The sequence below is a fragment of the Streptomyces sp. NBC_00178 genome (assembly GCF_036206005.1).
Taxonomy (GTDB): domain Bacteria; phylum Actinomycetota; class Actinomycetes; order Streptomycetales; family Streptomycetaceae; genus Streptomyces.
The window spans coordinates 3,923,908-3,950,745 of the sequence record NZ_CP108143.1 but is presented as its reverse complement, the minus strand read 5'-3'; the positions used below and the strand labels follow the sequence as shown (position 1 = coordinate 3,950,745).

Annotated in this window: 20 protein-coding genes and 4 tRNA genes; 9 read left to right on the top strand and 15 right to left on the bottom strand. The window is 71.0% G+C overall.

Translation table 11 applies throughout. The annotated features are described in order from the left end of the window. Positions 1-345: 345 nt before the first annotated feature. From hrpA to OHT61_RS17105, 3 genes are all read left to right on the top strand, one after another. The gene (hrpA, locus tag OHT61_RS17115) at positions 346-4,278 is read left to right on the top strand and encodes an ATP-dependent RNA helicase HrpA (protein ID WP_329039393.1); all 3,933 of its coding nucleotides are present in this window, start codon (positions 346-348) and stop codon (positions 4,276-4,278) included. Positions 4,279-4,394: 116 nt separating this feature from the next. Continuing rightward, positions 4,395-4,469 (top strand) — tRNA-Asp (locus OHT61_RS17110). Between the two features lie 142 nt (positions 4,470-4,611). Beyond that, positions 4,612-4,959 carry a DUF6274 family protein gene (locus tag OHT61_RS17105; RefSeq protein ID WP_329039391.1) on the top strand — a complete coding sequence of 116 codons (348 nt, stop codon included), beginning with the start codon at positions 4,612-4,614 and terminating at the stop codon, positions 4,957-4,959. Positions 4,960-5,509: 550 nt separating this feature from the next. On the opposite strand, the gene bldC is transcribed toward OHT61_RS17105, so the two are convergent. Both bldC and OHT61_RS17095 read right to left on the bottom strand, forming a co-directional pair. Next, entirely contained in the window at positions 5,510-5,716 is a 207-nt protein-coding gene (bldC, locus tag OHT61_RS17100) for a developmental transcriptional regulator BldC (RefSeq protein ID WP_003949541.1), read from the bottom strand. A 661-nt stretch (positions 5,717-6,377) separates the two neighbouring features. Next, complete coding sequence (locus OHT61_RS17095) at positions 6,378-7,223, bottom strand: hypothetical protein (protein ID WP_329039389.1); 846 nt, start codon at positions 7,221-7,223, stop codon at positions 6,378-6,380. 177 nt (positions 7,224-7,400) lie between these two features. On the opposite strand from OHT61_RS17095, the gene OHT61_RS17090 reads away from it, so the two are divergent. Both OHT61_RS17090 and OHT61_RS17085 read left to right on the top strand, forming a co-directional pair. Further along, positions 7,401-8,492, top strand: a complete 1,092-nt coding sequence (locus OHT61_RS17090; RefSeq protein WP_329039387.1) for a Leu/Phe/Val dehydrogenase — start codon at positions 7,401-7,403, stop codon at positions 8,490-8,492. Positions 8,493-8,838: 346 nt separating this feature from the next. Next, entirely contained in the window at positions 8,839-9,096 is a 258-nt protein-coding gene (locus OHT61_RS17085) for a DUF3073 domain-containing protein (protein WP_073750911.1), read from the top strand. 152 nt (positions 9,097-9,248) lie between these two features. On the opposite strand, the gene purM is transcribed toward OHT61_RS17085, so the two are convergent. From purM to purS, 10 genes are all read right to left on the bottom strand, one after another. Next, positions 9,249-10,322, bottom strand: coding sequence for a phosphoribosylformylglycinamidine cyclo-ligase (purM, locus tag OHT61_RS17080; protein ID WP_329039384.1), 1,074 nt, complete (start codon positions 10,320-10,322; stop codon positions 9,249-9,251). A gap of 60 nt (positions 10,323-10,382) precedes the next feature. Continuing rightward, on the bottom strand, positions 10,383-11,909 hold the full coding sequence (gene purF / locus OHT61_RS17075; protein ID WP_329039382.1) for an amidophosphoribosyltransferase: 1,527 nt from the start codon (positions 11,907-11,909) through the stop codon (positions 10,383-10,385). Between the two features lie 560 nt (positions 11,910-12,469). Beyond that, the gene (locus OHT61_RS17070; RefSeq protein WP_329039381.1) at positions 12,470-13,321 is read right to left on the bottom strand and encodes an META domain-containing protein; all 852 of its coding nucleotides are present in this window, start codon (positions 13,319-13,321) and stop codon (positions 12,470-12,472) included. 31 nt (positions 13,322-13,352) lie between these two features. Then, positions 13,353-14,153: a maleylpyruvate isomerase family mycothiol-dependent enzyme gene (locus OHT61_RS17065; RefSeq protein WP_329039379.1), complete on the bottom strand. Its 801-nt coding sequence runs from the start codon at positions 14,151-14,153 to the stop codon at positions 13,353-13,355. Between the two features lie 109 nt (positions 14,154-14,262). Beyond that, positions 14,263-15,525 carry a hypothetical protein gene (locus tag OHT61_RS17060; protein ID WP_329039377.1) on the bottom strand — a complete coding sequence of 421 codons (1,263 nt, stop codon included), beginning with the start codon at positions 15,523-15,525 and terminating at the stop codon, positions 14,263-14,265. Between the two features lie 43 nt (positions 15,526-15,568). Further along, a complete protein-coding gene (locus OHT61_RS17055) occupies positions 15,569-16,393 on the bottom strand; it encodes a M23 family metallopeptidase (protein ID WP_329039374.1) in 825 nt (274 codons plus the stop codon). 70 nt (positions 16,394-16,463) lie between these two features. Further along, complete coding sequence (locus OHT61_RS17050) at positions 16,464-16,988, bottom strand: ArsR/SmtB family transcription factor (protein ID WP_329039371.1); 525 nt, start codon at positions 16,986-16,988, stop codon at positions 16,464-16,466. A gap of 108 nt (positions 16,989-17,096) precedes the next feature. Next, positions 17,097-19,346: a phosphoribosylformylglycinamidine synthase subunit PurL gene (gene purL / locus OHT61_RS17045; protein ID WP_329039369.1), complete on the bottom strand. Its 2,250-nt coding sequence runs from the start codon at positions 19,344-19,346 to the stop codon at positions 17,097-17,099. After that, a complete protein-coding gene (gene purQ, locus OHT61_RS17040) occupies positions 19,343-20,023 on the bottom strand; it encodes a phosphoribosylformylglycinamidine synthase subunit PurQ (RefSeq protein ID WP_327116443.1) in 681 nt (226 codons plus the stop codon). The genes purL and purQ overlap by 4 nt, the downstream gene beginning before the upstream one ends. Further along, entirely contained in the window at positions 20,020-20,271 is a 252-nt protein-coding gene (purS, locus tag OHT61_RS17035) for a phosphoribosylformylglycinamidine synthase subunit PurS (RefSeq protein WP_327116445.1), read from the bottom strand. The genes purQ and purS overlap by 4 nt, the downstream gene beginning before the upstream one ends. 386 nt (positions 20,272-20,657) lie before the next feature. Here purS and OHT61_RS17030 point away from each other — a divergent pair, with 386 nt between their 5' ends. The 4 genes from OHT61_RS17030 to OHT61_RS17015 all read left to right on the top strand — a co-directional run bounded on the left by OHT61_RS17030 (position 20,658) and on the right by OHT61_RS17015 (position 22,187). Further along, the gene (locus tag OHT61_RS17030; protein ID WP_329039364.1) at positions 20,658-20,993 is read left to right on the top strand and encodes a histone-like nucleoid-structuring protein Lsr2; all 336 of its coding nucleotides are present in this window, start codon (positions 20,658-20,660) and stop codon (positions 20,991-20,993) included. Between the two features lie 152 nt (positions 20,994-21,145). After that, positions 21,146-21,217 (top strand) — tRNA-Gly (locus tag OHT61_RS17025). Between the two features lie 79 nt (positions 21,218-21,296). Next, positions 21,297-21,369, top strand: a tRNA-Gly gene (locus OHT61_RS17020). 742 nt (positions 21,370-22,111) lie between these two features. After that, positions 22,112-22,187 (top strand) — tRNA-Gly (locus OHT61_RS17015). A gap of 46 nt (positions 22,188-22,233) precedes the next feature. Here the strand turns inward: OHT61_RS17015 and OHT61_RS17010 are convergent. The 3 genes from OHT61_RS17010 to OHT61_RS17000 all read right to left on the bottom strand — a co-directional run bounded on the left by OHT61_RS17010 (position 22,234) and on the right by OHT61_RS17000 (position 26,774). Continuing rightward, positions 22,234-23,160: a phosphoribosylaminoimidazolesuccinocarboxamide synthase gene (locus OHT61_RS17010; protein ID WP_329039362.1), complete on the bottom strand. Its 927-nt coding sequence runs from the start codon at positions 23,158-23,160 to the stop codon at positions 22,234-22,236. 232 nt (positions 23,161-23,392) lie between these two features. Then, positions 23,393-24,856: a N,N-dimethylformamidase beta subunit family domain-containing protein gene (locus OHT61_RS17005; protein WP_329039361.1), complete on the bottom strand. Its 1,464-nt coding sequence runs from the start codon at positions 24,854-24,856 to the stop codon at positions 23,393-23,395. 184 nt (positions 24,857-25,040) lie between these two features. Further along, positions 25,041-26,774 (bottom strand): hypothetical protein, encoded by a 1,734-nt coding sequence (locus OHT61_RS17000; protein WP_329039360.1) that lies wholly within the window; start codon positions 26,772-26,774, stop codon positions 25,041-25,043. Between the last annotated feature and the right edge of the window lie 64 nt (positions 26,775-26,838).

Here is a 26,838-nt window from a genome sequence, read left to right as displayed (position 1 = left end):
GTGTCTGCTGGGCAGGGGGAACGGATCGGGGGACCCGCCTGCACACTCGGCTCGGAGCGTGCGGCGGGGCCGGCTATCCCCCGGCGCCGCAGGGCCCCGGCGGCAGCGGCCGGCGTCCGGACCACCCGCGGCCCGGTGTCACGCACGGCCGCCGCGCTGCGCCACTGCGATGGGGACACGGAACCGCCTCGGACGGGGAAGGGGTGACCAGCTGCCCGAAATGGTACGGCCTGTGACCACCCATGACCGCTCGGTCACCGGTGTGACGCATCCCCGCCCGCATGACAGGCCCGGTGCGAAATGGGTTCGCCACTCCTCACGCCCGGGTGAGATCCTGGGATCCGTATGTCTACTTCCTTCGCCGATCTCCAGTCCCAGCTCGGACAGCTCTCGCTCCGCGACGCGAACCGGCTCGGCCGGCGCCTCGAAGGAGCGCGCCGCATCCGCAAGCCCGAGGCCCGACAGTCCGTGCTGGACGAGATCGCGGCCGAAGCGGGCAAGGCGGCCGGGCGCCTCGCCGCGCGCGCGGCCCGGCTGCCCGCGCTGTCGTACCCCGACGAGCTCCCGGTCAGCCAGAAGAAGGACGAGATCCTGGAGGCGATACGCGACCACCAGGTCGTGATCGTCGCCGGTGAGACCGGGTCCGGCAAGACCACGCAGATCCCCAAGATCTGCATGGAGCTGGGGCGCGGCGTCCGGGGCATGATCGGGCACACCCAGCCCCGGCGGATCGCCGCCCGCACGGTCGCGGAGCGGGTCGCCGACGAGCTGAAGACACCGCTCGGCGAGACCGTCGGCTGGAAGGTCCGCTTCACCGATCAGGTGAACCCGGAGTCGACGTACCTGAAGCTGATGACGGACGGCATCCTGCTCGCCGAGATCCAGACGGACCGCGAGCTGCTGGCCTACGACACGATCATCATCGACGAGGCCCACGAGCGGTCCCTGAACATCGACTTCCTGCTCGGCTACCTGGCCCGGCTGCTGCCGAAGCGCCCGGACCTGAAGGTCGTCATCACCTCGGCGACCATCGACCCCGAACGGTTCGCACGCCACTTCGGCGAGGCTCCGATCGTCGAGGTCAGCGGGCGTACGTACCCGGTCGAGGTGCGGTACCGCCCGCTGCTCGAAGAGGAGGGCGAGGACTCCGACCGCGACCAGATCACCGCGATCTGCGACGCGGTGGACGAGCTCGGCCACGAGGCCCCCGGCGACGTGCTGGTCTTCCTCTCCGGCGAGCGCGAGATCCGGGACACCGCGGACGCCCTGAACAAACGCAACCTCAGACACACCGAGGTGCTGCCCCTCTACGCGCGCCTGTCGCACGCCGAGCAGCACCGCGTGTTCCAGCGCCACACGGGGCGCAGGATCGTTCTGGCGACCAACGTCGCCGAGACCTCGCTGACCGTCCCCGGCATCAAGTACGTCATCGACCCGGGCAACGCCCGCATCTCCCGCTACAGCCACCGCACCAAGGTCCAGCGGCTGCCCATCGAGCGGATCTCCCAGGCCAGCGCCAACCAGCGCAAGGGCCGGTGCGGACGTACCTCGGACGGCATCTGCATCCGGCTGTACTCCGAGGACGACTTCGTCACCCGGCCGGAGTTCACCGACCCGGAGATCCTGCGGACCAACCTGGCCTCCGTGATCCTCCAGATGACCGCGGCCGGCCTCGGCGACATCGAGAAGTTCCCCTTCATCGACCCGCCGGACCACCGCAACATCCGCGACGGCGTCCAGCTGCTCCAGGAGCTGGGGGCACTCGATCCGGGCGAGAAGGATCCGAAAAAGCGGCTCACCCCCCTCGGCCGCAAGCTCTCCCAGCTGCCCGTCGACCCGCGGCTGGCCCGCATGGTCATCGAGGCGGACAGGAACGGCTGCGCCCGCGAGGTCATGGTCATCGCCGCCGCGCTGTCCATCCAGGACCCGCGCGAGCGGCCCGCGGAGAAGCAGACCCAGGCCGACCAGAACCACGCCCGCTTCAAGGACGAGACGTCGGACTTCCTGGCGTACCTGAACCTCTGGCGCTACGTCCGCGAGCAGCAGAAGGAGCGCGGCTCGTCCTCGTTCCGGAGGATGTGCAAGCAGGAGTACCTGAACTTCCTGCGCATCCGGGAGTGGCAGGACATCTACGCGCAGCTGCGCACGGTGGCCAAGCAGATGGGCATCAGCGTCGAGGAGCCCAAGGCCGACGAGGGGATCCCCGAGCAGGCGGTGCACACCTCCCTGCTCTCCGGTCTCCTCTCGCACATCGGGCTGAAGGACACCGAGAAGAACGAGTACGTGGGGGCCCGCAACGCCAAGTTCGCGATCTTCCCGGGCTCCGCGCTGTTCAAGAAGCAGCCCCGCTTCGTGATGTCGGCCGAGCTGGTCGAGACGTCCCGGCTGTGGGCGCGCGTCAACGCGAAGGTCGAGCCGGAGTGGATCGAACCCCTCGCCGAGCACCTGCTGAAGCGCACCTACAGCGAGCCGCACTGGGAGAAGGACCAGGCGGCGGTCATGGCGTACGAGCGGGTCACGCTCTACGGGGTACCGATCGTCGCCCAGCGCAAGATCAATTTCGGCCGTATCGACCAGGAGGCGTCGCGCGACCTGTTCATCCGGAACGCCCTGGTCGAGGGTGACTGGCGCACGCACCACCAGTTCTTCCATGACAATCGCAAACTGCTCGGCGAGGTCGAGGAGTTGGAGCACCGGGCCCGGCGCCGCGACATCCTCGTCGACGACGAGACGCTCTTCGACTTCTACGATCAGCGGATTCCCGAGCACATCGTCTCCGGGGCCCACTTCGACTCCTGGTGGAAGCACAAGCGCCGCGACGAGCCCGAAGCGCTCGACTTCGAGCGCTCGATGCTCATCAACGAGAAGGCCGGGGCCGTCACCAAGGACGACTACCCGGACTCGTGGCGGCAGGGGAAGCTCAAGTTCCGGGTGACCTACCAGTTCGAGCCGGGCGCGGACGCCGACGGCGTGACCGTCCACATCCCGCTCCAGGTGCTCAACCAGGTCACGTCCGAGGGCTTCGACTGGCAGATCCCGGGCCTGCGCGAAGAGGTGGTCACCGAGCTCATCCGCTCGCTGCCCAAGCCGATCCGCCGGCACTACGTCCCCGCGCCGAACTACGCGGCCACGTTCCTCGACCGGGCGGTCCCGCTGCAGGAACCCCTGCCGCTCACGCTCGCCCGCGAGCTCCAGCGGATGGTCGGCGTGCCGGTCACGGCCGACGACTTCGACCTGTCCCGGGTCCCCGACCACCTGAAGATCACCTTCCGGATCACCGACGAACGCCGCCGGAAGGTCGCCGAGGACAAGGACCTGGAGGCGCTGAGGATCCAGCTGCGACCCAAGGCCCGCCAGGCCCTCTCCAAGGCGGCGGCGGCCACCGCGGGCCCCTCGGGGGAGTCCGTCGAGCGCTCGGGCCTCACCGGCTGGACCATCGGCACCCTGAACCGCGTCTTCGAGACCCGCCGCGCCGGCCAGCCGGTGAAGGCGTACCCGGCGCTCGTCGACCAGGGCGCGACCGTGGCCGTACGGCTCTTCGACACGGAGGCCGAGCAGCAGCAGGCGATGTGGCGCGGCACCCGCAGGCTGATCCTGCTGAACATCCCGGTGAGTCCGGCCAAGTTCGCCTCGGACAAGCTCACCAACCAGCAGAAGCTGGCGCTGTCCCGGAATCCGCACGGCTCCATCCAGGCGCTGTTCGACGACTGCGCGACGGCGGCGGCCGACCGGCTGATCGCCGCTCACGGCGGACCGGCCTGGGACGAGGCGTCGTTCCGCACGCTGTACGACAAGGTGCGCGCCGACCTCGTGGACCTCACCGTCCGCACGGTCGGCCAGGTGCAGCAGATCCTGGCGGCCTGGCAGGCCTGCGAGCGCCGGCTCAAGACGGTGAACAGCCTGGTCCTGATCGACAACCTCACCGACGTACGGGACCACCTGGCCCGTCTGATGCCGGCCGGGTTCGTCACCGCGACGGGCCTGCGCAGGCTGCCCGACCTGATGCGCTACCTGGTCGCCGAGGACCGCCGGCTGCAGCAGATGCCGTCCAACGCCCAGCGGGACACGACGCGCATGGAGAAGGTCCACGAGATGCAGGACGAGTACGCCTGGCTCCTCGAACAGCTCCCGCAGGGACGGCCCGTGCCGCAGGAGGTCCTGGACATCCGCTGGATGATCGAGGAGCTGCGGGTGAGCTACTTCGCGCACGCCCTCGGCACCGCGCAGCCCGTCTCGGACAAGCGGATCGTGAAGGCGATCGACGCGGCGGCGCCCTGAGCGGACCGGGCGCCGGGCCGTGACGGTCCCCGCACGGTGGGTGAGTTCGACCTGGCCCGCCGACCTCCTGTAGAGTCTCGTTTCGCAGCAGGCCGCAAGGCAAGCAGCGAAAACGAGGTCCTGTGGAGCAGTTTGGAGTGCTCGCCACCCTGTCAAGGTGGAGGCCGCGGGTTCAAATCCCGTCAGGACCGCAGTAGATGAAAGCCCGGATCCCCTGGATCCGGGCTTTCTCGCGTCTTGACTACGGCTCCGGACGCGGGTACCCCCGTAGGACGGAAGTCCGCCCCGGTTCACCCGGCAGGGGGCGGCGGGGTCCACCGGGAGGTCGCGCGCATGTCCGCGTCCACGGCAAGGCACGAGACCCGCGCGCTGCTGCGCGCCCATCTGGCGGCGGCGTCCGGCTATCGCCACCTCACCCGTCACTGCCCTGTGTGCCATCGGCTGCTGCGACTGGCCATGGAGCCCCTGACGGCCCCACAGGAGCCTTCGGAGCCCGCCGAATCGGGCATGAAGGCGCAGCCGCCCGCGGGCCCGGAGAGCGCCGCCGACGGCCGCGGGAGCGACGCCTGGGGCGAGGCCGGCCCGCACGATCCGCCCCCGGAGGGCGACACCCCCTCCGGGGAGCGCTCTCAGGGCCGCCGCGAAGCGCCTCCCGATGACACAAGCGCCGCCGGGGCGTGACCCGCCGACCGCCGCGGACACCACTCCCGGAGCGACAGGCCCGCGCCCGGCGGGGCGCGCTCCGGTGTGACGCGAGTCACTGAACCAGTTTTTCGGAAGGGGCACCTTACGCACTTCCTACAACTGGGGAATTTAATATGTGCAATTGCACTCCCCGTGGAGTACATCCCGGACCGTTCCGCACGAGCTGCCCCACGACGTCCGGGACCCGGGCGAACAGTCCCGAACAGTCCCGCCCACACTCACACGCCGGGCCACGCAAACCGACCCGTCGGCCGGTTCGGAGGACCGGCGCCGGTGCTCGGAACAGCCCGTCCGGAACGCCCCGTTCGAGGGCCGGCGCGCACGCCGGGACGACCGCGCCCCCGCGCTCCCGGAAAACGCAGATCGCGCTGGACCCGGCGGAGTCCAGCGCGATCGAACGACGAACCCGCATGTCACAGGTATGGCGCCCGTTGGGGCGGGCGCCCGTCGTGTGGAGCTATCTGTGGGATCACCGGGGGTTGGGGGACCTCCGGAGCCCTGTTATGGCTGCGGCGACAGGGGTGTGTCAGGCCTCGCTGCGCTGCTGCGGGATACCCGCAAGCAGTGCGCGGACCTCTGCCTCGCGGTACCGGCGATGTCCACCGAGCGTGCGGATGGACGTGAGCTTGCCAGCCTTTGCCCAACGGGTGACCGTCTTCGGGTCCACGCGGAACATCGTGGCGACCTCAGCCGGGGTCAGCAGCGGCTCGGCATCAGGGGTGCGAGCGGTCATGAGCGGCCTCCTCGGGAGAACCGAACCATCTCGGTTCTTTCCTCTAAATTCTGCACCTTGACCCACGTTGCCCGAAATGGCGGACGCGGGCCGAGTCGGTTATAGGACGAACGGCTTGTCCTCGGCACTACAACTACACCATCCGTCCAGCCACGTCGGCCAAACCGATGGAATTGCCCTCCCAGGTGTTCATCAGCGACGGAAGCCGATGGACCATGCCATAGCGGACAGTCACGCCCCAGTAACGATCAGTCACAGGTCAACCAGGAGTCGTCAGAAGTCGTCAGACCCCCCATAGCGTGCAATGCGAAGCATGACGCCCATAGTTAGGCGAACGGAGCCCTCCCCGGACTCCTTGTCCTATTTTGGCATGAGGAGTAGGGAAGGGCGCAAGGGCCCCGTTAGTGCTGTCCGTCACGCTTGAGACAAAGGCCCGGTTCAGGACGTAGGTCCCAAGGCCTGGACCAGCGCATCCTCGCCTCACCTGTCGCACGCGTCACACCTGGCACACGGTCACGCGCCTCTCGGCTCCTGTCACGGCATCCCGCCCACCTCCGCCGGCCTCCCCGGTGCCCACGGATGTCGGACACCTCACGGGATGTCTCTTCCCTGCCCCGAACACCTCTATGCGACGTTGCGTTCCAATTCACACTACTTCGCGCTAGTTGGAGGACTGGAGGTCGCGCACCGCCCGCCAGCGGTCGGCGAGACGCCCGTACGCGACACCCGCGGCGTCGCCGTCCCCGGCGCGCAGGGCCGCGATGCCCTCGGCCACGTCCGCGGCCGACCGGTCACCCGCGAGCTGCTCGCCGGAGAGGGCGTGCACGAGGCCGCCGTAGTCGAGCTCGACCAGACCGCGCGGATGGAACTCCTCCAGCCAGCGCCCGACGTCCACGAGCCCCTCGGTCAGCGGCCCTTCGTCGACCGTCTCCCGCAGCGTCCGCAACGCCCTCGCCAGCCGCCGCCGCGCCTGCACCATCGGGGTGCGGTAGCGCAGGGAGGGCCGCCCGCCGTCGGCGCCGGCCGCGACGTACTCGCGCTCCTCGTCGTCGAACAGGACGAACCAGCGCACGGGCACGTGCCACACCGTCGTCCGGATCCAGGGACGGGCGTCCGGGTTCCGCTCCGACCACCGCTCGTAGTCCGCCGCCGCCTGGCCCCGCACCACCGGGGGCAGCACCGCGTCGAGCACGGTGGCCGGAAACAGACCCCCCAGCTCGCCGAGCGCCATCCAGCTCCGCATCCGGGTGCGCCACGGGCACACGCACACCACGCCGTCCACTTCCGCCACGAACGCGTCCCCGCTCTCGTGCACCGGAACCGGCACCGGCGGGGTGGGCACCAAGTCCGCCAGCGAGCGTCGCAGTTCGTCCTGCGCGGTGGGCAGGACCGACCGCTGCGCGTAACGGGCCCAGTGGCCTCTCTCGGGCTCCCGGAAAGCGGCGAGCGGCTCGTACACCCGCAGATAGGACGTGTAGGGGACGAGCACCGAAGACACCACCGACATGCGGTGAATCGTGTCATGCCGGTACTCCACCAGGGGGTGATCCCGCGCACCCGCGCGGATCCGCGTGTCCCGAGGACTTACGCTCTTGCCCAGTCGGACCGGCCGCTGCCGGTCCGGCCGGGACCCTCCCCACCTTCAGGAGGGTCTTCCGCCGCTTCGTACTTGGGAGTCACCACAGTGACCGATGTGACCGGCGTACCTGTCGACGTGCTGCGCACCCTGTTCCACTCGGACCAGGGCGGCCACGAGCAAGTCGTCATCTGCCAGGACCGCGCCACAGGCCTCAAGGCCGTCATCGCCCTCCACTCCACCGCCCTGGGTCCCGCCCTCGGCGGCACCCGCTTCTACCCGTACGCCTCCGAAGCGGAGGCCGTCGCGGACGCGCTGAACCTGTCGCGCGGCATGTCGTACAAGAACGCCATGGCCGGGCTCGACCACGGCGGCGGCAAGGCCGTGATCATCGGTGACCCGGAGCAGATCAAGTCCGAGGAACTGCTCCTGGCCTACGGCCGGTTCGTGGCCTCGCTCGGCGGCCGGTACGTGACCGCGTGCGACGTCGGCACCTACGTCGCCGACATGGACGTCGTCGCCCGGGAGTGCCGCTGGACCACCGGCCGCTCCCCCGAGAACGGCGGCGCGGGCGACTCCTCCGTCCTCACCGCGTTCGGCGTCTTCCAGGGCATGCGGGCCTCCGCACAGCACCTCTGGGGCGATCCCACGCTGCGCGGACGCAAGGTAGGCGTCGCCGGCGTCGGCAAGGTGGGCCGCCACCTGGTCGAGCACCTGCTCAGCGACGGCGCCGAGGTCGTCGTGACCGACGTGCGCGAGGAGTCCGTCCGCCGGATCACGGACCTGCACCCGCAGGTCGCCGTGGCCGCGGACACGGACGCGCTGATCCGCACCGAGGGCCTCGACATCTACGCGCCGTGCGCCCTCGGGGGCGCCCTGAACGACGAGACCGTCCCCGTCCTCACCGCGAAGATCGTCTGCGGAGCCGCCAACAACCAGCTGGCGCACCCGGGTATCGAGAAGGACCTGGCCGACCGTTCGGTTCTGTACGCACCGGACTACGTCGTGAACGCCGGTGGCGTCATCCAGGTCGCCGACGAACTGCACGGTTTCGACTTCGACCGGTGCAAGGCGAAGGCCTCGAAGATCTTCGACACGACGCTGGCCATATTCGCACGTGCGAAGGCGGACGGGATTCCGCCGGCCGCCGCGGCCGACCGGATCGCCGAGCAGCGGATGGCGGAGGCCCGCCGCCGCTGACCCGTCCCGCGCGAGCTCCGTCCCCCGCCGCCGGACGGCCCGCGGGGGGCGCCGGCGCGGCCGCGCACGGGTTCCCGGAGCGGCCGGCCCGCCCTGGGGAGACAAGACTCACCCAGGTCGGCGGGTCGGCCGTCCACAAGAGGTTAAAATCGGTCTTGACCAGCGAGGAAGGGCTCCTCGACGGTCCTGCGCGAAGGCACGTGATGCGGGCGGCGTACCGTATGGCCGAGGAAGCAGGTACCGTTAAAGCCACGGGCGCGGTCTCTCAGCCGAGAGTCCGTCCTGAAACATGAACGCGTGTCAAGACTCTGGGGCCGTCGAGCCCCGTCACCGAGGGGGTCGAGCCATGGGGCGCGGCCGGGCAAAGGCCAAGCAGACCAAGGTCGCCCGCCAGCTGAAGTACAGCAGCGGCGGGACGGACCTGTCGCGTCTGGCCAATGAGCTGGGCGCATCGCCTTCGAGTCAGCCACCGAACGCGGAGCCGTTCGAGGACGACGACGAGGAAGATGACCCGTACGCACAGTACGCGGATCTGTACAACGACGACGAGGACGCGGACGAGGACGAACAGTCCGGTCCGTCGTCACAGCGCCGCGGCGCTTGACCTCGCTCTGACACATCAACCCGGTCCGGGTCCGCCCGGACCGGGTTCTGTGCTGTCCGGGCCCGGCAACGACGGGGCTCCCGTCGGGTGCACCGCTCGTACGCGGCCCGCCGCCGGTCCGGCCCGGGGCCGGGACCGGCGGACACGACGTCCTACCGTGCGTAGCTACCGGTCAGCTCGGCACCCGTGGCGTGGTCACCGCGCGCGGTGATCTCGCCCGCGACCCAGGAGTCCACACCCCGGTCGGCCAGCGTCGTCAGTGCCGCGTCGACCGAGTCGGCGGGCACGACCGCGATCATGCCGACACCCATGTTGAGGGTCTTCTCGAGCTCCAGCTGCTCGACCTTGCCGGCCTTGCCGACCAGATCGAACACGGCGCCCGGGGTCCACGTGCCGCGGTCGACCGTGGCGTGGAGCGCGTCCGGGATCACCCGGGCCAGGTTGTTGGCCAGACCGCCGCCGGTGACGTGGCTGAAGCCGTGCACCTCGGTCGTACGGGTCAGTGCGAGGCAGTCCAGGGAGTAGATCCTCGTGGGCTCCAGGAGCTCCTCACCGAGCGTCCTGCCGAACTCCTCGACCTGACGGTCCAGGGTCCATCCGGCACGGTCGAAGACCACGTGGCGCACGAGCGAGTACCCGTTGGAGTGAAGACCGGAGGACGCCATCGCGATCACGGCGTCGCCCTCGCGGATGCGCTCCGGGCCCAGGAGGCGGTCCGCCTCGACCACGCCCGTGCCCGCTCCGGCGACGTCGAAGTCGTCGGGGCCGAGGAGCCCGGGGTGCTCGGCGGTCTCGCCGCCCACCAGGGCGCAGCCCGCGAGGACGCAGCCCTCGGCGATGCCCTTGACGATCGCCGCGACACGCTCGGGATGCACCTTGCCGACACAGATGTAGTCGGTCATGAAGAGCGGCTCGGCCCCGCACACGACCAGGTCGTCGACGACCATGCCGACGAGGTCGTGGCCGATGGTGTCGTACACGCCCATCTGCCGGGCCAGGTCTACCTTCGTGCCGACGCCGTCGGTCGCCGAGGCCAGCAGCGGGCGCTCGTAGCGCTTGAGCGCCGAGGCGTCGAAGAGACCGGCGAACCCGCCGAGGCCGCCGAGGCCCTCGACCTCGGGGCGCTTCGTCTTCTTCACCCACTCCTTCATCAGCTCGACGGCGCGGTCACCGGCTTCGATGTCGACGCCCGCCGCGGCGTAGGAAGCACCTGTTGTCTCAGACATGGCCCGGGATCTTTCGTGTGGGAGTGCGGGGCTGGTGGGGAAGCGGCCGGTCGGTCCGGATCACGGACGACGCAGCGCGTCGGCAGCCGCGGTCGCGGCGGGGCCGGCGGCCAGCTCGGTCTCCAGCAGCTGCTTGCCGAGCAGCTCCGGGTCCGGGAGCTCCATCGGGTACTCGCCGTCGAAGCAGGCGCGGCACAGGTTCGGCTTGGCGATCGTCGTCGCCTCGACCATCGCGTCGAGCGAGATGTACGAGAGCGAGTCCGCACCCATGGAGGTGGCGATCTCATCGACGGTCATGCCGTTCGCGATCAGCTCCGCCCGCGTGGCGAAGTCGATGCCGAAGAAGCACGGCCACTTGACCGGCGGGGACGAGATCCGGATGTGGATCTCGGCGGCACCGGCCTCGCGGAGCATCCGCACCAGGGCACGCTGGGTGTTGCCGCGGACGATCGAGTCGTCGACGACCACCAGGCGCTTGCCCTTGATGACTTCCTTGAGCGGATTCAGCTTGAGGCGGATGCCCAGCTGGCGGATCGTCTGCGAGGGCTGGATGAAGGTCCGGCCGACGTAGGCGTTCTTGACGAGTCCGGCTCCGAACGGAATTCCGCTCGCCTCGGCGTAACCGATGGCGGCGGGGGTTCCCGATTCCGGCGTCGCTATGACCAGGTCGGCGTCGACGGGGGCTTCCGCGGCCAGCTTCCGGCCCATCTCCACACGCGAGAGATAGACGTTGCGCCCGGCGATGTCGGTGTCGGGGCGGGCGAGATAGACGTACTCGAAGACGCAGCCCTTCGGCTTCGCTTCTGCGAAGCGGGAGGTGCGCAGGCCGTTCTCGTCGATGGCGACGAGCTCACCCGGCTCGATCTCGCGGACGTAGCTCGCACCGCAGATGTCCAGGGCGGCGGACTCGGAGGCCACCACCCAGCCGCGCTCGAGCCGGCCGAGGACCAGCGGGCGGATGCCCTGCGGGTCACGGGCCGCGTAGAGGGTGTGCTCGTCCATGAAGACGAGCGAGAAGGCGCCCTTCACCTGGGGAAGCACCGTAGTGGCGGCTTCCTCGATGGTGAGCGGCTTGTCGTCGGCGTCTCTCTGCCCGGCGAGCAGCGCGGTCACCAGATCGGTGTCGTTGGTCGCCGCGACCTGGGTGGCACGGCCGTCCTTACGGGGAAGGTCGGCGACCATCTCGGCGAGCTGGGCCGTGTTGACCAGATTGCCGTTGTGACCCAGGGCGATCGAGCCGTGCGCGGTGGCACGGAACGTCGGCTGCGCGTTCTCCCACACCGAGGCACCGGTGGTGGAGTAACGGGCATGACCGACCGCGATGTGGCCCTGGAGCGATCCCAGAGACGTTTCGTCGAAGACCTGCGAGACCAGTCCCATGTCCTTGAAGACCAGGATCTGGGACCCGTTGCTCACTGCGATGCCCGCGGACTCCTGTCCACGGTGCTGCAGGGCATACAGTCCGAAATAGGTGAGCTTGGCGACCTCTTCGCCGGGAGCCCAGACACCGAAGACGCCGCAAGCGTCCTGGGGGCCTTTCTCTCCGGGGAGCAGGTCGTGGTTGAGTCGTCCATCACCACGAGGCACGCCACCGAGTGTAGGCGAGATCGACCACCGGTCCGAATTGGGCGAACCTCCGACGGGGGCTCCTGGACTGCCTCGGGCGAACGGGTGCGGGCCCCCGGCAGGCGGCCCGGGGCGCGTACGGATGATCACTACGCGTGATCATGGTCGGTTGCCCACCCGGGCCCGAGAACGGTGCCGGGCGCCCGTGGCCCGGGATGGGCGCCGGTTACCGACGGGTCGGTCCTGTCGGCCGTCCGGCCCCGCCGACGGCTCCCCCGTGGCGTTCGGCGAGCCCGGCCGCCGGGCCGGACCGGACCGCGCCGGCCGCCCGCATCGTGGCGAGCCTCACACCGGACGGTCTCCGCCGGAGCCCCGTGGCCCCGGGTGAACGCCTCGTCGGAGGCTTCCGGCCGCCGGTCCGTGCGCGGTCGGTGACTGCCGCGAAGGCCCCCGGCCGCCCGCTTCCGCCTCGCGGCGGCCCCTGGCCCCCGGCGGTGGCTGCGGCCCGGCGCCGGACGCCCGCGTCCGCTCGGTCCGCTCCCGTGCCGGACGGACATCCGAGGTTCCGAGACGGTCCCGGGTCAGTGCCCGGCCGGGGGCGCGGTCGCGTCGAGTCCCTCGCCGCCCTTCGCGGTGAGCGACAGGGTGCGGTGCGCGATCGTGTACGTCGTCTCCCCCTTCATGGCGCCGAGCAGGGCCCGCTCCAGTTCCATGGCGCCGCCCGGGCACATCTTCCGGGTCGAGGCCAGGGGCCCGAAGGTGATCGTGGAGCCGGAGACGGCTGCCTTGCCGTGGAAGGAGTTGCACCCGAGGTTCCCCTCCACCGTGCCGTCCTCGCCGAAGGTGAGCCGCGCTTCGTCCTTCGTGCCCTCGGGCAGGGAGGACGCGACACCGCCGGTGTGCAGGCCGCTCACCTTCCACGCGGTTCCGGTGAGCGCGGCCGGGGGTTCGGAGCGCAGGGCGATCGAGTCGCCCTGCGCGGTCGTCAGGGTCAGGGTCCTCGCGTCGCCCCGCCCGGTGACCGCCGCCTCCAGCGTGCCGCGGAAGGCCCGTCCCATCGCGTCCTCGAATTCCTGGACGTCGTCCGCGCAGGCCATCTCGGTGGTGGTGCCCTGTCCGACGGTGACGGCGGAACCGTCGACACGGACGTCGGCGGTGAAGCGGTTGCACCCGAGACTTCCGGTGGCCTTCCCCCCGGGGCCGATCTCCACGTGGGCCCCGGCGGGCGCGGTCCTCTTCTTTCCGCCGACGGTCAGGGAGGACACGTTCCAGTGGACACCGGTCAGGGCCGGCTCGGTGCGTACGGTGCCGCTGCCGTCCCCGGAGTCCCCGGATGCCGCTCCGGAGCCCGACTCCGAACCGCAGGCGGCAAGGGTGAAGGTGGTCACGAGGGCAAGGACACTGACAGGCATACGTTGTGTGCGCATGGCCATGGGACGGGACGACCGGTCGATCCGGTTCCGTTCAGCTCATCAGCGGGAGCAGCGCGGCAAGATCCGCCCGCTCGCCGCTGGCACTGACCCGGGCCCCGTCGAGCGCCTCCGCCCACCCCGTGCGACCGGTCGCCAGCCGGAGCCACGTGAGCGGGTCCGTCTCGACGACGTTGGGCGGGGTGCCCCGGGTGTGCTTGGGGCCGCCGATGCACTGGACGACGGCGAAGGGCGGGACCCGCACCTCGACCGAGCCGCCGGGAGCCCTGTCCGCGAGCGCGTCGGCGAGCAGCCGGGTGCAGGCGGCCAGTGCCTGACGGTCGTGGGGGATGGCGAGACCCGTCGCCCGGTGGAGATCGTCGGCGTGGACGGCGAGTTCGACGGTACGGGTGACGAGGAAGTCGCCCAGCCGCATCGTGCCCGCCCGGGTCGTCACGAGCCGCTCCCCCGGGGCGCCGGCGGTGAGCCGGGCGAACCGCTCGGCCGTCTCCTCGTAGAGCGAGCCGAGTCCGGGCCGCCCCGCGGCGAGGGCTCTGGCGTCGTCCGCGATGTCCTCGGCCCGCGGCGCCGTGGACAGGGGCCACTCCAGCAGGGTGAGCTGCGGTGTGACGCCGGGTGGCGCCGGCAGTTCCAGCTCGCGGCTGACCCGCTCCAGCACCGTGGTCACGTGCGCCGCGAGGTCCCGCACGGTCCACTCCCCCAGCCCGGACGGACCGGACAACTGCCCGGGCGTGAAGGCGCGGACGGCGGCCTGGACGTGTGCGAACTGCGCCAGGACCGCCGTGCGGGTCCGGCTGAGGTCGTAGGCGCGCGGGCGCTTCTTGGCCGGGGGCATACGGGCGAGACTAACCGGCGCCTGTGACACCGGGCCCTCCCCCACGGAGGCCACGCCCGGGCGGCCCTCCACCCGGCGTTCAGGGCCCGGCGCCCCTCCGCCCAGCGTTTCAGGACCCTGCGATGTCCGCGGCCGTGGGGAGGACCACACGGGTGCAGCCCCGGCGCGCGGTGGCGTCCTCGACGTACGCCCGGAACAGGGGCTCCAGGCGGTCCCGGAGGATGTCGTCGTACGGGAAGGACACCTGCATGAGGTGCAGGGCGGGCCTGCCGCCGCAGACGGAGGAGGCCCACAGGACGCCGTCGGCCGCTCCCGCCGAGGAGGGAAGCATCGAGGTCCGGCTGTAGCGGGTCCGCAATCCCCTGGTGCCGTCGCCGACCAGGGTGTCCGTCTGCATCCACGGCGGGCGCACGGTCAGCGCCTTGTCCAGGTCCGTGCCGTCCGGGTACCTCTTCTCGTAGGCCGGCCAGATCCTCTCGGTCCCCTCCGGGCTCATGGCGAGCAGGCAGGAGTCATGGGCGCCGGCCTTCCCGGCCGGTGCGGCAAGTGCCCGGTCCGGGAGCGCGCCCTGCCCGTGGGCGGCGGTGTGCCGTGTGTACCAGGCGCAGGTGCCGCCCGCTTCCGCGGCCGGGACGAGCGCGGTGGCGGGCTCGGGGAACGCGGACGGCACGGCGGGGAGTTCGGCCCGGCAGTCCGTCTCCGCCGCGGCCCGCCGCACCGCCTGGCGCGCCAGGACGGTCAGGCCGCGGCGGTCGCCGGACGGGACGGGGCCCTCGTACATGGCCTTGGCCCGGACCCTGACGGAGGAGACCCGGCCCCCGTCCGCGCAGAGGGCCCTGACCGTCACCGAGCGGGCGTCGTACTCCCCCAGGGCGCCGTCACCCAGCGGATGCGGCAGCGTGTACTGCGCAGCGGCGGTGACGTCGTCCTTGTTCTCGGTGGTGAAGTAGTCGAACGGGTCGTGGTCGGCGCCCACCGTGTGCTCGTCGGCGTTCGGGTTGGCCGGGTACAGGGTGAGGTCGAGCGAGACGTGTCCGTACGTCGTCCCCGGATCACCCACCCGGTAGACGACGCAACGGCTGTCACTCCGCGCGGTGCTGAGGCGGTAGCGGTCGGAGAGCTTCACCCGGTCGACGCCGCCTCCGAGTGCGAGCACCTGGTCGGGGTCGACGAGTCCGCCGCACCCCGCCTCTATGCGTTCACGGCTCTCGTCCCGGGTGCGGAGGTCGAGCACGTCGCTGACGATCGCCCAGACGCTGAGGCCGATCCCCGCCACGGCGACCAGTACGACTCCCGTGTTCAGGACTCTTCGCAGACGCCCCCGCCCTGCGGAACCGTCCGCTTCGGCGCGCGTGCCGTCGTCGTCCATCATCGGCCCCCCGTCAGTTCGACCTCGCGTGGCGCCCCGCAAGTTATCAGTCGCCGCGCACGGTCTCCTGGACCACGAAGGCCTCACCTCCGGCAGGGACACCGACGCCCCGCCAGGTGAACGGCACTCCTCGTGCCACGTCGAGGTCGGGGTGGTCCGTCAGCTGGAAGTGCACATGCGGTTCGGTGGAGTTGCCCGAGTTCCCGCACCGGGCGATGGGCTGCCCCTCGCGCACGGTGTCGCCCGCCGCCACCTGGAGCGAACCGCGGCGGAGATGGGCGTACACGGCGTACACGCCCTCGCCCAGGTCGAGCACGACGTGGTTCCCGAAGATCCCGCGCGCGCCCGACATGTCGCGCAGCGACGCCTCCACCAGCATCAGATACGCCAGGGCGGGACCGGAGTTCCGGCTGAGGTGGTCACGCCGGCCCCCGCTCGCGTGCACGACGGTGCCGTCCGCGACCGCGAGGACCGGGGCGTCGAAGGCCGGGAAGTCGGTGTTCGGCCGGACCACCGGCCACAGCCACCTGAAGGGCGGCCGTCCGCCCGTGCCGGGTTCCGCGACGATGTCGATCGCGTGGGACTGGCCGTAACCGTGGGTGCCGTGGCTGGGGACCTTGTCCGCCGGGCTGTTGAGCGCCGTCCAGCGCCCCGTCACCGGCGGCGCGATCTCCACCGGTGACCGCTCCTCGGCCGCTTCCTCACGGCCCCGGCGGCCCACCAGCAGTCCGATGACGACCGCCACCGCGGCGGGTACGAAGGTCAGCCCGTAGGGGACCACCGGTTCGGCGAGGAAGCCCACCAGCACCAGGGCGACGAAGACGATCCAGCAGCACCGGTAGACGATCATCGCGGCTTTGCGTACGGGCATGTGGCCCCCCTCGGTCTCGTCCTGCCGGTCTCGTCCTGCGGATGTCACGCGGTCCCGTGCGGCCCGCCCGTCACGGCCGGGCGGCCGTCAGGACCACCAGCAGCGGCACGACCCGGGCGCCCGGCACCTCGTAACGCCCCCGCCCCGTCGTGTGCAGCCAGCCTGCGGCGGTGAGCATCCGCAGGTGGTGGTAGACCTGCCCGGTCGTGCCCGTCTGGTCGAGCGCGGCCAGTTCGGCGGCGGTGCGACGGCCCGCGAGGATCTCGCGGAGCAGCCGCAGGCGTACGGGATGGCCGAGGGCCGCGAGCGGTTCGGCGGCCTCCGTCCAGTCGGGGCGGTCCTCGTCGGTGCCCAGGAGTCCTTCGGTGAGCGCGCCGTACTGCCATTCGTAGCGCTCACCTGCGGGCAGCCGGACGACGCCGGTGAACAGCACCCCGCCGTCGGCCGCGGCGTCCCCGACCAGGCCGAGCTGGTCCTTCAGACCGTCCAGCGCCCAGAAGTCGCCGTCGCCCAGCTCCGGCCTGCCGCCACCCGCCGCCGCCTCCAGCACCGCGAGCCGGCGCTCCAGTTCGGCGACGCGTTCCTCAAGCTCCACAGAACACAACCTTACGTAATTACGTAACATCCATCAACGAGTTTCCGTGAGAACGCCGAAAGCCCCCGTCCGGTCGACCCGGACGGGGGCTTTCGGCGTAGGCAGAACCTAGGCGAACAGACCCTTCAGAGTCCCCTCGTGCGCCGTGCGCAGCTCGTCCAGCGGGATGCTGAACTCGCCCTGGATCTCGATCTCGTCACCGTCCACGACACCGATCCGGGCGACGGGCAGACCCCGCGCACCGCACATGTCGTTGAAGCGGAGCTCCTCGCTGCGCGGGATCGAGACGACCGCGCGGCCCGCCGACTCCGAGAACAGGAAGGTGAACGCGTCCAGACCGTCCGGGACGACCAGCCGGGCACCCTTCCCGCCCCGGAGGCAGGACTCGGTGACCGCCTGGATCAGGCCGCCGTCGGAGAGGTCGTGCGCCGCGTCGATCATGCCGTCGCGGGAGGCGGAGATCAGGATCTCGCCGAGCAGCTTCTCGCGGCCCAGATCGACCTTGGGCGGCATGCCGCCGAGGTGCTGGTGGACGACCTCGGACCAGGCCGAGCCGCCGAACTCCTCGTGGGTGTCGCCCAGGAGGTAGAGCAGCTGCCCCTCCTCGGCGAACGCGACCGGCGTGCGCCGGGTGACGTCGTCGATCACACCGAGCACGGCCACGACCGGCGTCGGGTGGATCGCCGTGTCACCGGTCTGGTTGTACAGCGACACGTTGCCGCCGGTGACCGGGGTGCCCAGCTCCAGGCAGCCGTCCGCGAGACCACGGGTGGCCTCCGCGAACTGCCACATGACGTCCGGGTCCTCGGGCGAACCGAAGTTCAGGCAGTCCGAGATGGCGAGCGGCTTGGCACCGGACGCGGCGACGTTGCGGTACGACTCGGCCAGCGCGAGCTGCGCGCCCGTGTAGGGGTCCAGCTTCGCGTAACGGCCGTTGCCGTCGGTCGCCATGGCCACGCCCAGGTTCGACTCCTCGTCGATCCGGACCATGCCGGCGTCCTCGGGCATCGCGAGCACCGTGTTGCCCTGCACGAAGTGGTCGTACTGGTCGGTGATCCAGGACTTGGAGGCCTGGTTCGGCGACGCGACCAGCCTCAGGACCTGCTCGCGCAGTTCGGCGGCGTTCGCCGGGCGGGCGAGCCTGCCGGCGTCGTCGGCCTGGAGCGCGTCCTGCCAGGACGGCCGGGCGAACGGCCGGTGGTAGGTCGGGCCCTCGTGCGCGACGGACCGCGGCGGTACGTCCACGATCTGCTCGCCGTGCCAGAAGATCTCCAGCTGCGAGCCCTCGGTCACCTCACCGATGACGGTGGCGATGACGTCCCACTTCTCGCAGATCTCCAGGAAGCGGTCCACGTGCTGCGGCTCGACGATCGCGCACATGCGCTCCTGCGACTCGCTCATGAGGATTTCCTCGGGCGAGAGGGAGGAGTCGCGCAGCGGCACGGTGTCCAGCTCGACGCGCATGCCGCCGGATCCCGCGGAGGCCAGCTCACTCGTGGCGCAGGAGAGCCCGGCGCCGCCGAGGTCCTGGATGCCCGCGACGAGCTTCTCCTTGAAGATCTCCAGGGTGCACTCGATGAGGAGCTTCTCCTGGAACGGGTCGCCGACCTGGACGGCGGGGCGCTTGGTGGGCTTGGTGTCGTCGAAGGTCTCCGAAGCCAGCACGGAGACACCGCCGATGCCGTCGCCGCCGGTGCGGGCGCCGTAGAGGATGACCTTGTTGCCGGGGCCGGAGGCCTGGGCGAGGTGGATGTCCTCGTGCTTCATCACGCCGATGCAGCCGGCGTTGACGAGCGGGTTGCCCTGGTAACAGGCGTCGAAGACGACCTCGCCGCCGATGTTCGGCAGACCGAGGCAGTTTCCGTAACCGCCGATGCCCGCCACGATGCCGGGCAGGACGCGCCGGGTGTCGGGGTGGTCGGCGGCACCGAAGCGCAGCGGGTCGACGACCGCGACCGGACGGGCACCCATGGCGAGGATGTCGCGCACGATGCCGCCGACGCCGGTGGCCGCGCCCTGGTAGGGCTCGATGTACGAGGGGTGGTTGTGCGACTCGACCTTGAAGGTGACCGCGTAACCCTGGCCGACGTCGACCACACCGGCGTTCTCGCCGATGCCGACGAGCATCGCGTCGTTCGCGGGGACCTTCTCGCCGAACTGCTTGAGGTGGACCTTGCTGCTCTTGTAGGAGCAGTGCTCGGACCACATCACGGAGTACATGGCGAGCTCGGCGCCGGTGGGACGGCGGCCCAGGATCTCCCGGATGCGGGCGTACTCGTCCTCCTTGAGGCCGAGTTCCTTCCAGGGCTGTCCGGCGTCCGGCGTCTCGGCCGCGTGCTTGACCGTGTCGAGGCTCATGCGTTGACCAGCTTCTTGATGATCGAGGTGAAGAAACCCAGGCCGTCGGTGCGACCGGTGCCGATGAGCGGCTCGACGGCGTGCTCCGGGTGCGGCATCAGACCGACGATGTTGCCCGCGGCGTTGGTGATGCCGGCGATGTCGCGCAGCGAGCCGTTCGGGTTCACGTCGGCGTAGCGGAAGGCGACGCGGCCCTCGGCCTCCAGCTCGTCGAGCGTGCGCTCGTCGGCGGTGTACCGGCCGTCCATGTTCTTCAGCGGTACGGAGATCTCCTGGCCCGCCGTGTAGTCCGAGGTCCAGGCGGTCTCCGCGTTCTCCACCCGCAGCTTCTGGTCGCGGCAGATGAAGTGGAGGTGATTGTTCCGCAGCATCGCGCCGGGCAGCAGGTGCGCCTCGGTCAGGATCTGGAAGCCGTTGCAGATACCGAGGACCGGCATACCGGCCTTCGCCTGCGCGATGACCGTCTCCATCACCGGCGAGAACCGGGAGATGGCGCCGGCGCGCAGGTAGTCGCCGTAACTGAATCCGCCGGCCAGGATGACGGCGTCGACCTGGTGCAGGTCCTTGTCACGGTGCCAGAGCGATACGGGCTCGGCCCCCGCGATCCGTACGGCCCGCAGGCTGTCCTGGTCGTCGAGCGTGCCGGGAAAAGTGACGACTCCGATACGGGTGGTCACTTCTCCTCCTCCACCTTGACGGTGAAGTCCTCGATGACGGTGTTGGCGAGGAAGGTCTCGGCGATCTCGTGAATACGGGCGAGGGCGGCATCGTCGACCGGCCCCTCGACCTCGAGCTCGAAACGCTTTCCCTGACGAACGTCCGCGATTCCGTCGAAGCCGAGACGAGGCAGTGCGCGCTGCACAGCCTGTCCCTGCGGGTCGAGGATCTCCGGCTTGAGCATGACGTCGACTACGACGCGTGCCACTGGCACTCCCGGTGGTGTGGTGCGGCTGTGTTCCGAGGGGTTCCCCAGATCCCCGCGGGTCCACTCAGCGTACCTGGCCGGAAATTCTACGCGGGTAGATATGGAGTGGCCCGGATCACGCCGCGATATCGGAGCGGAGCAGCACACGGAAAAACCTGAGGAAAAAATCTTCACCCCGATTGCCCGGGGGCGCCGTACGGAAGCAACACGCGGAAGTAATTGGACGGGCTTCACAATGCACCTCCCACCGCTGTACAAATGAATACAGGGAAAGCACGATCGCCCCGGAACAGTCGACAACCGTCGATCCGTATCCGCCCAGCCGCCGGAAGGCCGGCATCGACGCATGCCAGACGCGGCGGTGCCGAAGGAAAGGACCGATATCCGTGGCTCAGCGCGTCGTGGTCACACTCTCCGACGACATCGACGGGGGAGAAGCGGAGGAAACGGTCACCTTCTCCCTGGACGGTAAGTCCTACGAGATCGACCTCAATCCCGCCAATGCAGAGAAACTGCGCACGGCACTGGCCCCGTACGTGTCGGCCGGCCGAAAGCAGACAAATACCGGCAAGCGCGGCAAGGCCCCCGTGGCCTATCACCACACCTCACTGGCACCCGACCCCGCCGCGGTGCGCGCCTGGGCCCGCTCGCACCGGATGGAGGTGCCGGCCCGCGGCCGGATCCCGAAGAAGGTCTACGAGGCGTTCCACGCGGCGAGTTGAGGGCGGCGCCCGGAATGTTCCGTTCCGGTCCGACGCCCACCGCTCCCCGGGACGACACCTCGGGGAGCCGACTTGCACAACACCCCTGCAGGTCGGCTAGAGTCTGGAGCACGCCGAAGGGCAAGGCCGAAAAGCCGGGTCCGACGCAGCGTGCGGGTGTAGTTCAGTAGTAGAACATCCCCCTTCCAGGGGGAAGGCGCAGTGTGCAATTCCTGTCACCCGCTCTGCACTGCCTTACCGGACCACTCAGTGGATCAGGTAGAGTAGTGACCGCTCCACCGGTGAAAGCCGAGTGGCAGCAATGCGGACGTAGCTCAGTTGGTAGAGCGCAACCTTGCCAAGGTTGAGGTCGCCAGTTCGAACCTGGTCGTCCGCTCTTGATTCAAAGGCCCCGGTCGATTTCGACCGGGGCCTTTGACGTTTCCGGTTATCGACCCACGTCATGCGTCGTGATGCGGCGACGACGGCGACGGGCCGCCCGAGCAGGGGCACCGGATTCCGCCCCGGCGCCGGCATCCGGTTCCTCTTCGTATCCGCATCCGCATCGCCATCGGCGTCGGCATCGGCATCGGCATCGGCATCGAGGAAATCGGGAACTGTCCGGGGCGGACGGGCATGACCTGGGTACACCGCCGCCACCGTTCCCGGCTGGACGGCTGCACGGCTGCACGGCTGCACGGTGTGAGGGTCGCCACATCCCGGTGGGCCGGACTGCCGGACCAGCACACCTCGTTCAGGCGGGTCACCGGCGGCCCAGGACTTCGGGGTGCCCTCCCGGCGCGAGCGCGGGGCCCTCCCCCGGCGGGCAGCGGTTTTCACCGGGCGGCCGGGGCCCTCCTGCCGCGCCCGCCGGAAACCGTTCTGTCCGGCCGGAGTTGGCCGCCGGGTCGATCGGGCCCAGGGGTAGCCCACCGAGACCCCTGGGGCGGCCGTACCGAAGTCCAGGGCCGACGCGGCTCCCGTCACCGAGTTCGCGGAGCACACGTTCCCGCCGCAGGACGGGCGAGCCCGACCACGTGTCGGCGGCCCGCCCGGGGCTCGGCCGGCGCACTGCCGCACGACGGTGCGTCTCAGCGGGGCGAGAGGTTGGGTATAGTAAGCAGCGCGCTTCGGCGCACGCGGACGTAGCTCAGTTGGTAGAGCGCAACCTTGCCAAGGTTGAGGTCGCCAGTTCGAACCTGGTCGTCCGCTCCATGGAAGAAGGCCCCGGTCATCGCGACCGGGGCCTTCTTGCGTTCCGTCAGTGACCCTCGACCGGCCAGCTGAGACCGGTGAGGAGCTCGTACGCGTCCACGTACTTGGCGCGGGTCGCGTCGACGATCTCCTGCGGAAGGGCCGGCGGCGGCTCCTCACCGTGGCGGTCCCACCCGGAAGCCGGGGACGTCAGCCAGTCGCGCACGAACTGCTTGTCGTACGACGGCTGCGCCCTGCCCGGCTCCCAGCTCTCGGCGGGCCAGAAGCGCGACGAGTCGGGGGTCAGCACCTCGTCCGCGAGAATCAGTTCCTCGCCACCGTCGGCGGCGGGCGCGAAGCCGAACTCGAACTTCGTGTCGGCGAGGATGATCCCGCGCTCCCGCGCGATGTCCCGGGCCCGTCCGTAGACGTCCAGGGTCGTCCGGCGCAGCGCCGCCGCCGTCTCAGCGCCGACCTCGCGGGCGACCTCCTCGTACGACACGTTCTCGTCGTGGTCGCCGACCGCGGCCTTCGTGGCCGGGGTGAAGATCGGCGCCGGGAGCTCGGAACCGTCGACCAGCCCCTCGGGGAGCGCGAGACCGCAGACCGTGCGGGTCGCGTCGTACTCGGTCAGGCCGGAACCGGTCAGGTAACCGCGCGCAACACACTCGACCTGGACCATGCGCAGCGAACGGCAGATCAGGGTGCGGCCCGCCCAGTCGGCGGGCGCCCCGGCCGGGAGGTCCGTCGACAGGACGTGGTTGGGGACGAGATCGGCGAGCTGGTCGAACCACCACAGCGACAGCTGCGTCAGGACACGGCCCTTGTCGGGGATCTCGGTGGGCAGGACCCAGTCGTACGCGGAGATACGGTCGCTGGCGACCATGACGAGGTCACCCGCCTCGTTCCGGTACAGGTCGCGCACCTTGCCGGTGTGCAGGTGGGTGAGCCCCGGCACCTGCACGGGCTCGGGCTTTTCTACGAAACCGGACACGCTGCCTCCGCGTAGGTTGATCCAGGAGTGGTTCCGATTGTCCCGCATGCGAAGCGGCCGCGCCGACAGGGGTCACCTCGTGAACGGGGAGCGGCGGCGCCCGGGCCTGCGGCGGAAGCCCGAACCCGGGGGAGGCTCCGCCGGGGACCCGAGGGAGGGGCACGCGAACCGGCACCGTGCCCCTCGGCCGGCGTGTGACCGCGGCGGCCGATCCGCGCCTGCGCCGTGCCCGTCAGTCGCGCTTGCAGATCCGGTCGAGGAGGTTCGCCGTGGCCCGCTGGACGCGGGCGTCCACGTGGCCGGGACGGTCGAGCGCGGGGGACCATGCGAAGGTGCCGGAAGCGAAGACGAGGGCGCCCGAGGGGGCGCGGTAGAGCGAGGTCTCCTGGTGCCGGGTCGCCCCCTCGCTGTCGCTGTACGGGGAGTGCGCGAGCAGCATGCGGTTCTCGTGCTCCGGCAGGGACGTACGCGGGAAGTAGCGGTCCGCCTCGCCGGCGACCAGCCCGGCGATCTCGTCGCCCTCCACAGCCCCGGTGGCCTCCCAGAGCCAGTGACCGCCGTTACGGACGACCAGGGGATGGGGTTCGGGGACCCGGCCCGCGTACTGGATGCCCAGCAACTGCTGTTCCGCGCGGTCGACCTCGCGCCACAGCGCCGGCTTCCCGGGGCCGCGGCGCTTGCGGCAGGTGAGCAGCCGGTCGGGGACGCCCGAGGGCGACGGGCCGAGGCCGACCTGCCAGTACATGGTGTTGGCCGAGAGGAACACCAGCGAGGTGCCGATGTCCCGGGCCCGCTCGGCCGTGCGGCGCATCGGGACCGACCAGTACTCGTCGTGGCCGGGGAAGACCAGGCCGCGGTAGCGACTGGGATCGACCCGTCCGGCGTGCAGATCACGGGCGTCGGCGTACGCGAGGTCGTAGCCGTAGCGCTCGGCCCAGCGGATGAAGTCGTAGGCGTGGCCCACGTGGAGGGGCAGGCCCGCACCCGCGTAGGGGCGGTCGAAGGAGATCGTGGCGGCGGCGTCCTCCTCCCCGAGCAGCCGGCCCTCCTCGTCCCAGGCGTGATAGAGGCTGGCGCCGGTCCTGCCGTCCTCCGGGTAGAGGTTGTAGGCCTGCCACGTGATGTCGGGAAGCAGGAGCAGCAGGTCCGCCGGGTGGTCGTCGCGGACCGTGAAGGGGATGTGCGAGCGGTACCCGTCGGCGGTGGTCAGCACGGCCACGTACGCGCCGACGGACCAGTACGTCGGGATCTGCAGCCGCCAGGACAGCCACCAGTGGTGGCAGGAGACCGTACGCTCGGCCGTCATCGGCGGCGGCTGCACGATGCCGGACAGGCGCGGGCTCGTGGTGATCTTGGCGGCGCCGTCTCCGGCGTAGTGCCCGATGCGGTAGACGTCGACGGAGAACTGCTGCGGCGGGTCCACGGTGATGTGGAAGTCGATGGCCTCGCCAGGGGCCGCTGCGCCCGGGGACACGAACCCCTTGATCTGGCGGTGCACGTCGTCGGCCGTGCGCGTGCCACCGCCCGATCCGCTGCGGCCGAGGGCGGTGTCGGCGTACCAGGGGACGACCTGGCCCGTGTCGTCGAAGTAGTTCTCGCTGCCGCGCAGCCAGGGCAGCGGACCCATGCCGAACGGGTCGCTCACGGCGTGCGCGAGGGCACCCGATTCCCACCGCCGAATATGCTCCGTCCCCATCGCGCACCCCTCCCTCATCCCCCGTGAGACCCGATGCGCCTGACGCCGGCGCGGGCCCCCAGCACATCACATATCGCGTGCGGTCCGTCACCGTTCGTCGCGAATTGACGTGAACGGAAGACGCTCATCCAGGTATTGAGCGCACATTCGGAACATTTCGCCCGCTAAGTGGACGGACGGTCGTTCAGCCCAGGCGTACGGGTTTGTCCGCGCGGACGCCCACCGAGCTGAGCCAGGAGCGCAGCGGCTCCGCGTCGCCGTCCTCCACGAGGCTGAGCACCGGCGCTCCCAGGTCCGACCTCCGGCCGCCGTCCACCAGCAGGGCGGGACCGTCGAGCCAGTCGAGGCCGGGCGCCGCCCCCGCGGTGTCCACGGCGGCGCAGCAGACCATCGCGACCACATGGTCGGCGAGCAGTTCCGTGTCCGTGCGCGGCGGCTGGAGGGGGAAGAGCGGAAGCGGCACGGGCCCCCAGAGATCCTGCGCGCCGGTGGCCGTCCCGGCCGCCGAACCGTCCACCGCGCTGCTGCCCCCGCCGCCGACGGCCTCTCCCGCACGCGGCCCCGCCCCCGTCCCGTCGCGGGCGACGGCCGCGCCGATCCCCGCCGCGAGCGCTTCGCTGTCGGCGCCCGGCGTGGCGAGGTGATCGATGACGCGCGCCAGCGTGGGCACCACCGGCCCCGACGCCCCCGGTCCCCCCACCGGCACGCTCGCGGCGACGCCCAGCGCGTCGAGCACCCGGTGGAGCCGGGCGGCCTCGGAACGCCACTTCCGGTCCACGACCTCTTCGGGGTACTGCTGCCAGTCGACGGGGGCCCAGCCGGGGCCGGGCTCGGCCGGACCGCCGTGGAAGAGCCGGGCCGCGAGCAGTGAGGCCGCCTCGTCGGCGGCGCCCGGCTCCTCGATGAGGTCGCAGGCGGGTCGCTCGCCCAGCCGGTCGGTGAAGCCCTCGGCGAGCCGGTCGCGCCGCGAGAGCTCCGTCAGTGCGGAGACGACTCCGGCGTCGAGCCGGGAGGGCCAGCGGCCCATCCGCCAGGCCGGCAGCGCCACCCTGGTCAGCAGCCGGTCCCAGCCCGCGTAGGCGAGGCCGACCTGTTCCTGGGCGCGGATCCTCAGGCCGTAGTCGACGTCCTGGGCGCGGCCCGACGCGGCGGCGGCCACACAGCGCTCCATCTCGGCGGCGTGCCCACGGCAGCCGCGCAGCATCAGCCTGGCGATCCAGCCCACGAAGGCCGTGGGAAGGCGCCGGATGCCCCGCCCGGGAAGGGCCGCGTCGGCCACGGCGGCGTCCAGGCCGCGGACGAAACGACGGGCCGCGGCTATGTCGGGGTGCGCGGACGGCCCGGTGCCCGCGACCACGGGGGCGAGTACCGCGCGCAGCTCGGCGACCCGCATCCACCACAGGAAGGGGGAGCCGATGACGAGCACCGGGGCGACGGGGGCGCGGCGGCCCCGCCCGGCGCCCACCGGACCGGGGGTCGCGTCCGGCACTCCGGGGCCGGCGGAGGGGTGCGTACGGTCCTCCAGCCAGCTGTCGCAGTCGGGGGTCAGCGCTATGGCGGACGGCGCCGGGACGTCGAGCCGGTCGGCGAGGTCCCGGACCAGCCGGTACAGATCGGGTGCGGCCGTCTCGCTGAGGGGCACCGTCGGGCTGACGGCAGGCCTCGCGCGCGCCAGGGCTACGCCCACGCCGGCGGCGACCAGGAGCACGAGGACCGCGCAGGCCGTCACCGCCCAGGCGGCCGCGGTCCACGCGCTTCCGTCGACGCGCCCCTGACCGCTCGCGACGAGCAGCACGACAGCCGCGCCTGCCGGGAGGACCGCCAGGGCGGTGGCACGGCTGCGGATGCGCAGCAGAGCCAGGGCCCTGGCGCGCGCTGCGTGCGCGCCCAGCTCCTCAACCGAACCGGTACCGGACACGGCTGTACGTCACCCCCTCTGCCCCCGCGACGGTGTTGGTCACTCCCCCACTGTGGCACCCGTC

What these genes read in the sequence shown, in the direction of transcription:
- hrpA (WP_329039393.1), top strand. Translation starts at nt 346, where the DNA reads ATGTCTACTTCCTTCGCCGATCTCCAGTCCCAGCTCGGACAGCTCTCG.
- OHT61_RS17105 (WP_329039391.1), top strand. Translation starts at nt 4,612, where the DNA reads ATGTCCGCGTCCACGGCAAGGCACGAGACCCGCGCGCTGCTGCGCGCC.
- bldC (WP_003949541.1), bottom strand. Translation starts at nt 5,716, where the DNA reads ATGACCGCTCGCACCCCTGATGCCGAGCCGCTGCTGACCCCGGCTGAG.
- OHT61_RS17095 (WP_329039389.1), bottom strand. Translation starts at nt 7,223, where the DNA reads ATGTCGGTGGTGTCTTCGGTGCTCGTCCCCTACACGTCCTATCTGCGG.
- OHT61_RS17085 (WP_073750911.1), top strand. Translation starts at nt 8,839, where the DNA reads ATGGGGCGCGGCCGGGCAAAGGCCAAGCAGACCAAGGTCGCCCGCCAG.
- purM (WP_329039384.1), bottom strand. Translation starts at nt 10,322, where the DNA reads ATGTCTGAGACAACAGGTGCTTCCTACGCCGCGGCGGGCGTCGACATC.
- OHT61_RS17070 (WP_329039381.1), bottom strand. Translation starts at nt 13,321, where the DNA reads ATGGCCATGCGCACACAACGTATGCCTGTCAGTGTCCTTGCCCTCGTG.
- OHT61_RS17065 (WP_329039379.1), bottom strand. Translation starts at nt 14,153, where the DNA reads ATGCCCCCGGCCAAGAAGCGCCCGCGCGCCTACGACCTCAGCCGGACC.
- OHT61_RS17060 (WP_329039377.1), bottom strand. Translation starts at nt 15,525, where the DNA reads ATGATGGACGACGACGGCACGCGCGCCGAAGCGGACGGTTCCGCAGGG.
- OHT61_RS17055 (WP_329039374.1), bottom strand. Translation starts at nt 16,393, where the DNA reads ATGCCCGTACGCAAAGCCGCGATGATCGTCTACCGGTGCTGCTGGATC.
- purL (WP_329039369.1), bottom strand. Translation starts at nt 19,346, where the DNA reads ATGAGCCTCGACACGGTCAAGCACGCGGCCGAGACGCCGGACGCCGGA.
- OHT61_RS17005 (WP_329039361.1), bottom strand. Translation starts at nt 24,856, where the DNA reads ATGGGGACGGAGCATATTCGGCGGTGGGAATCGGGTGCCCTCGCGCAC.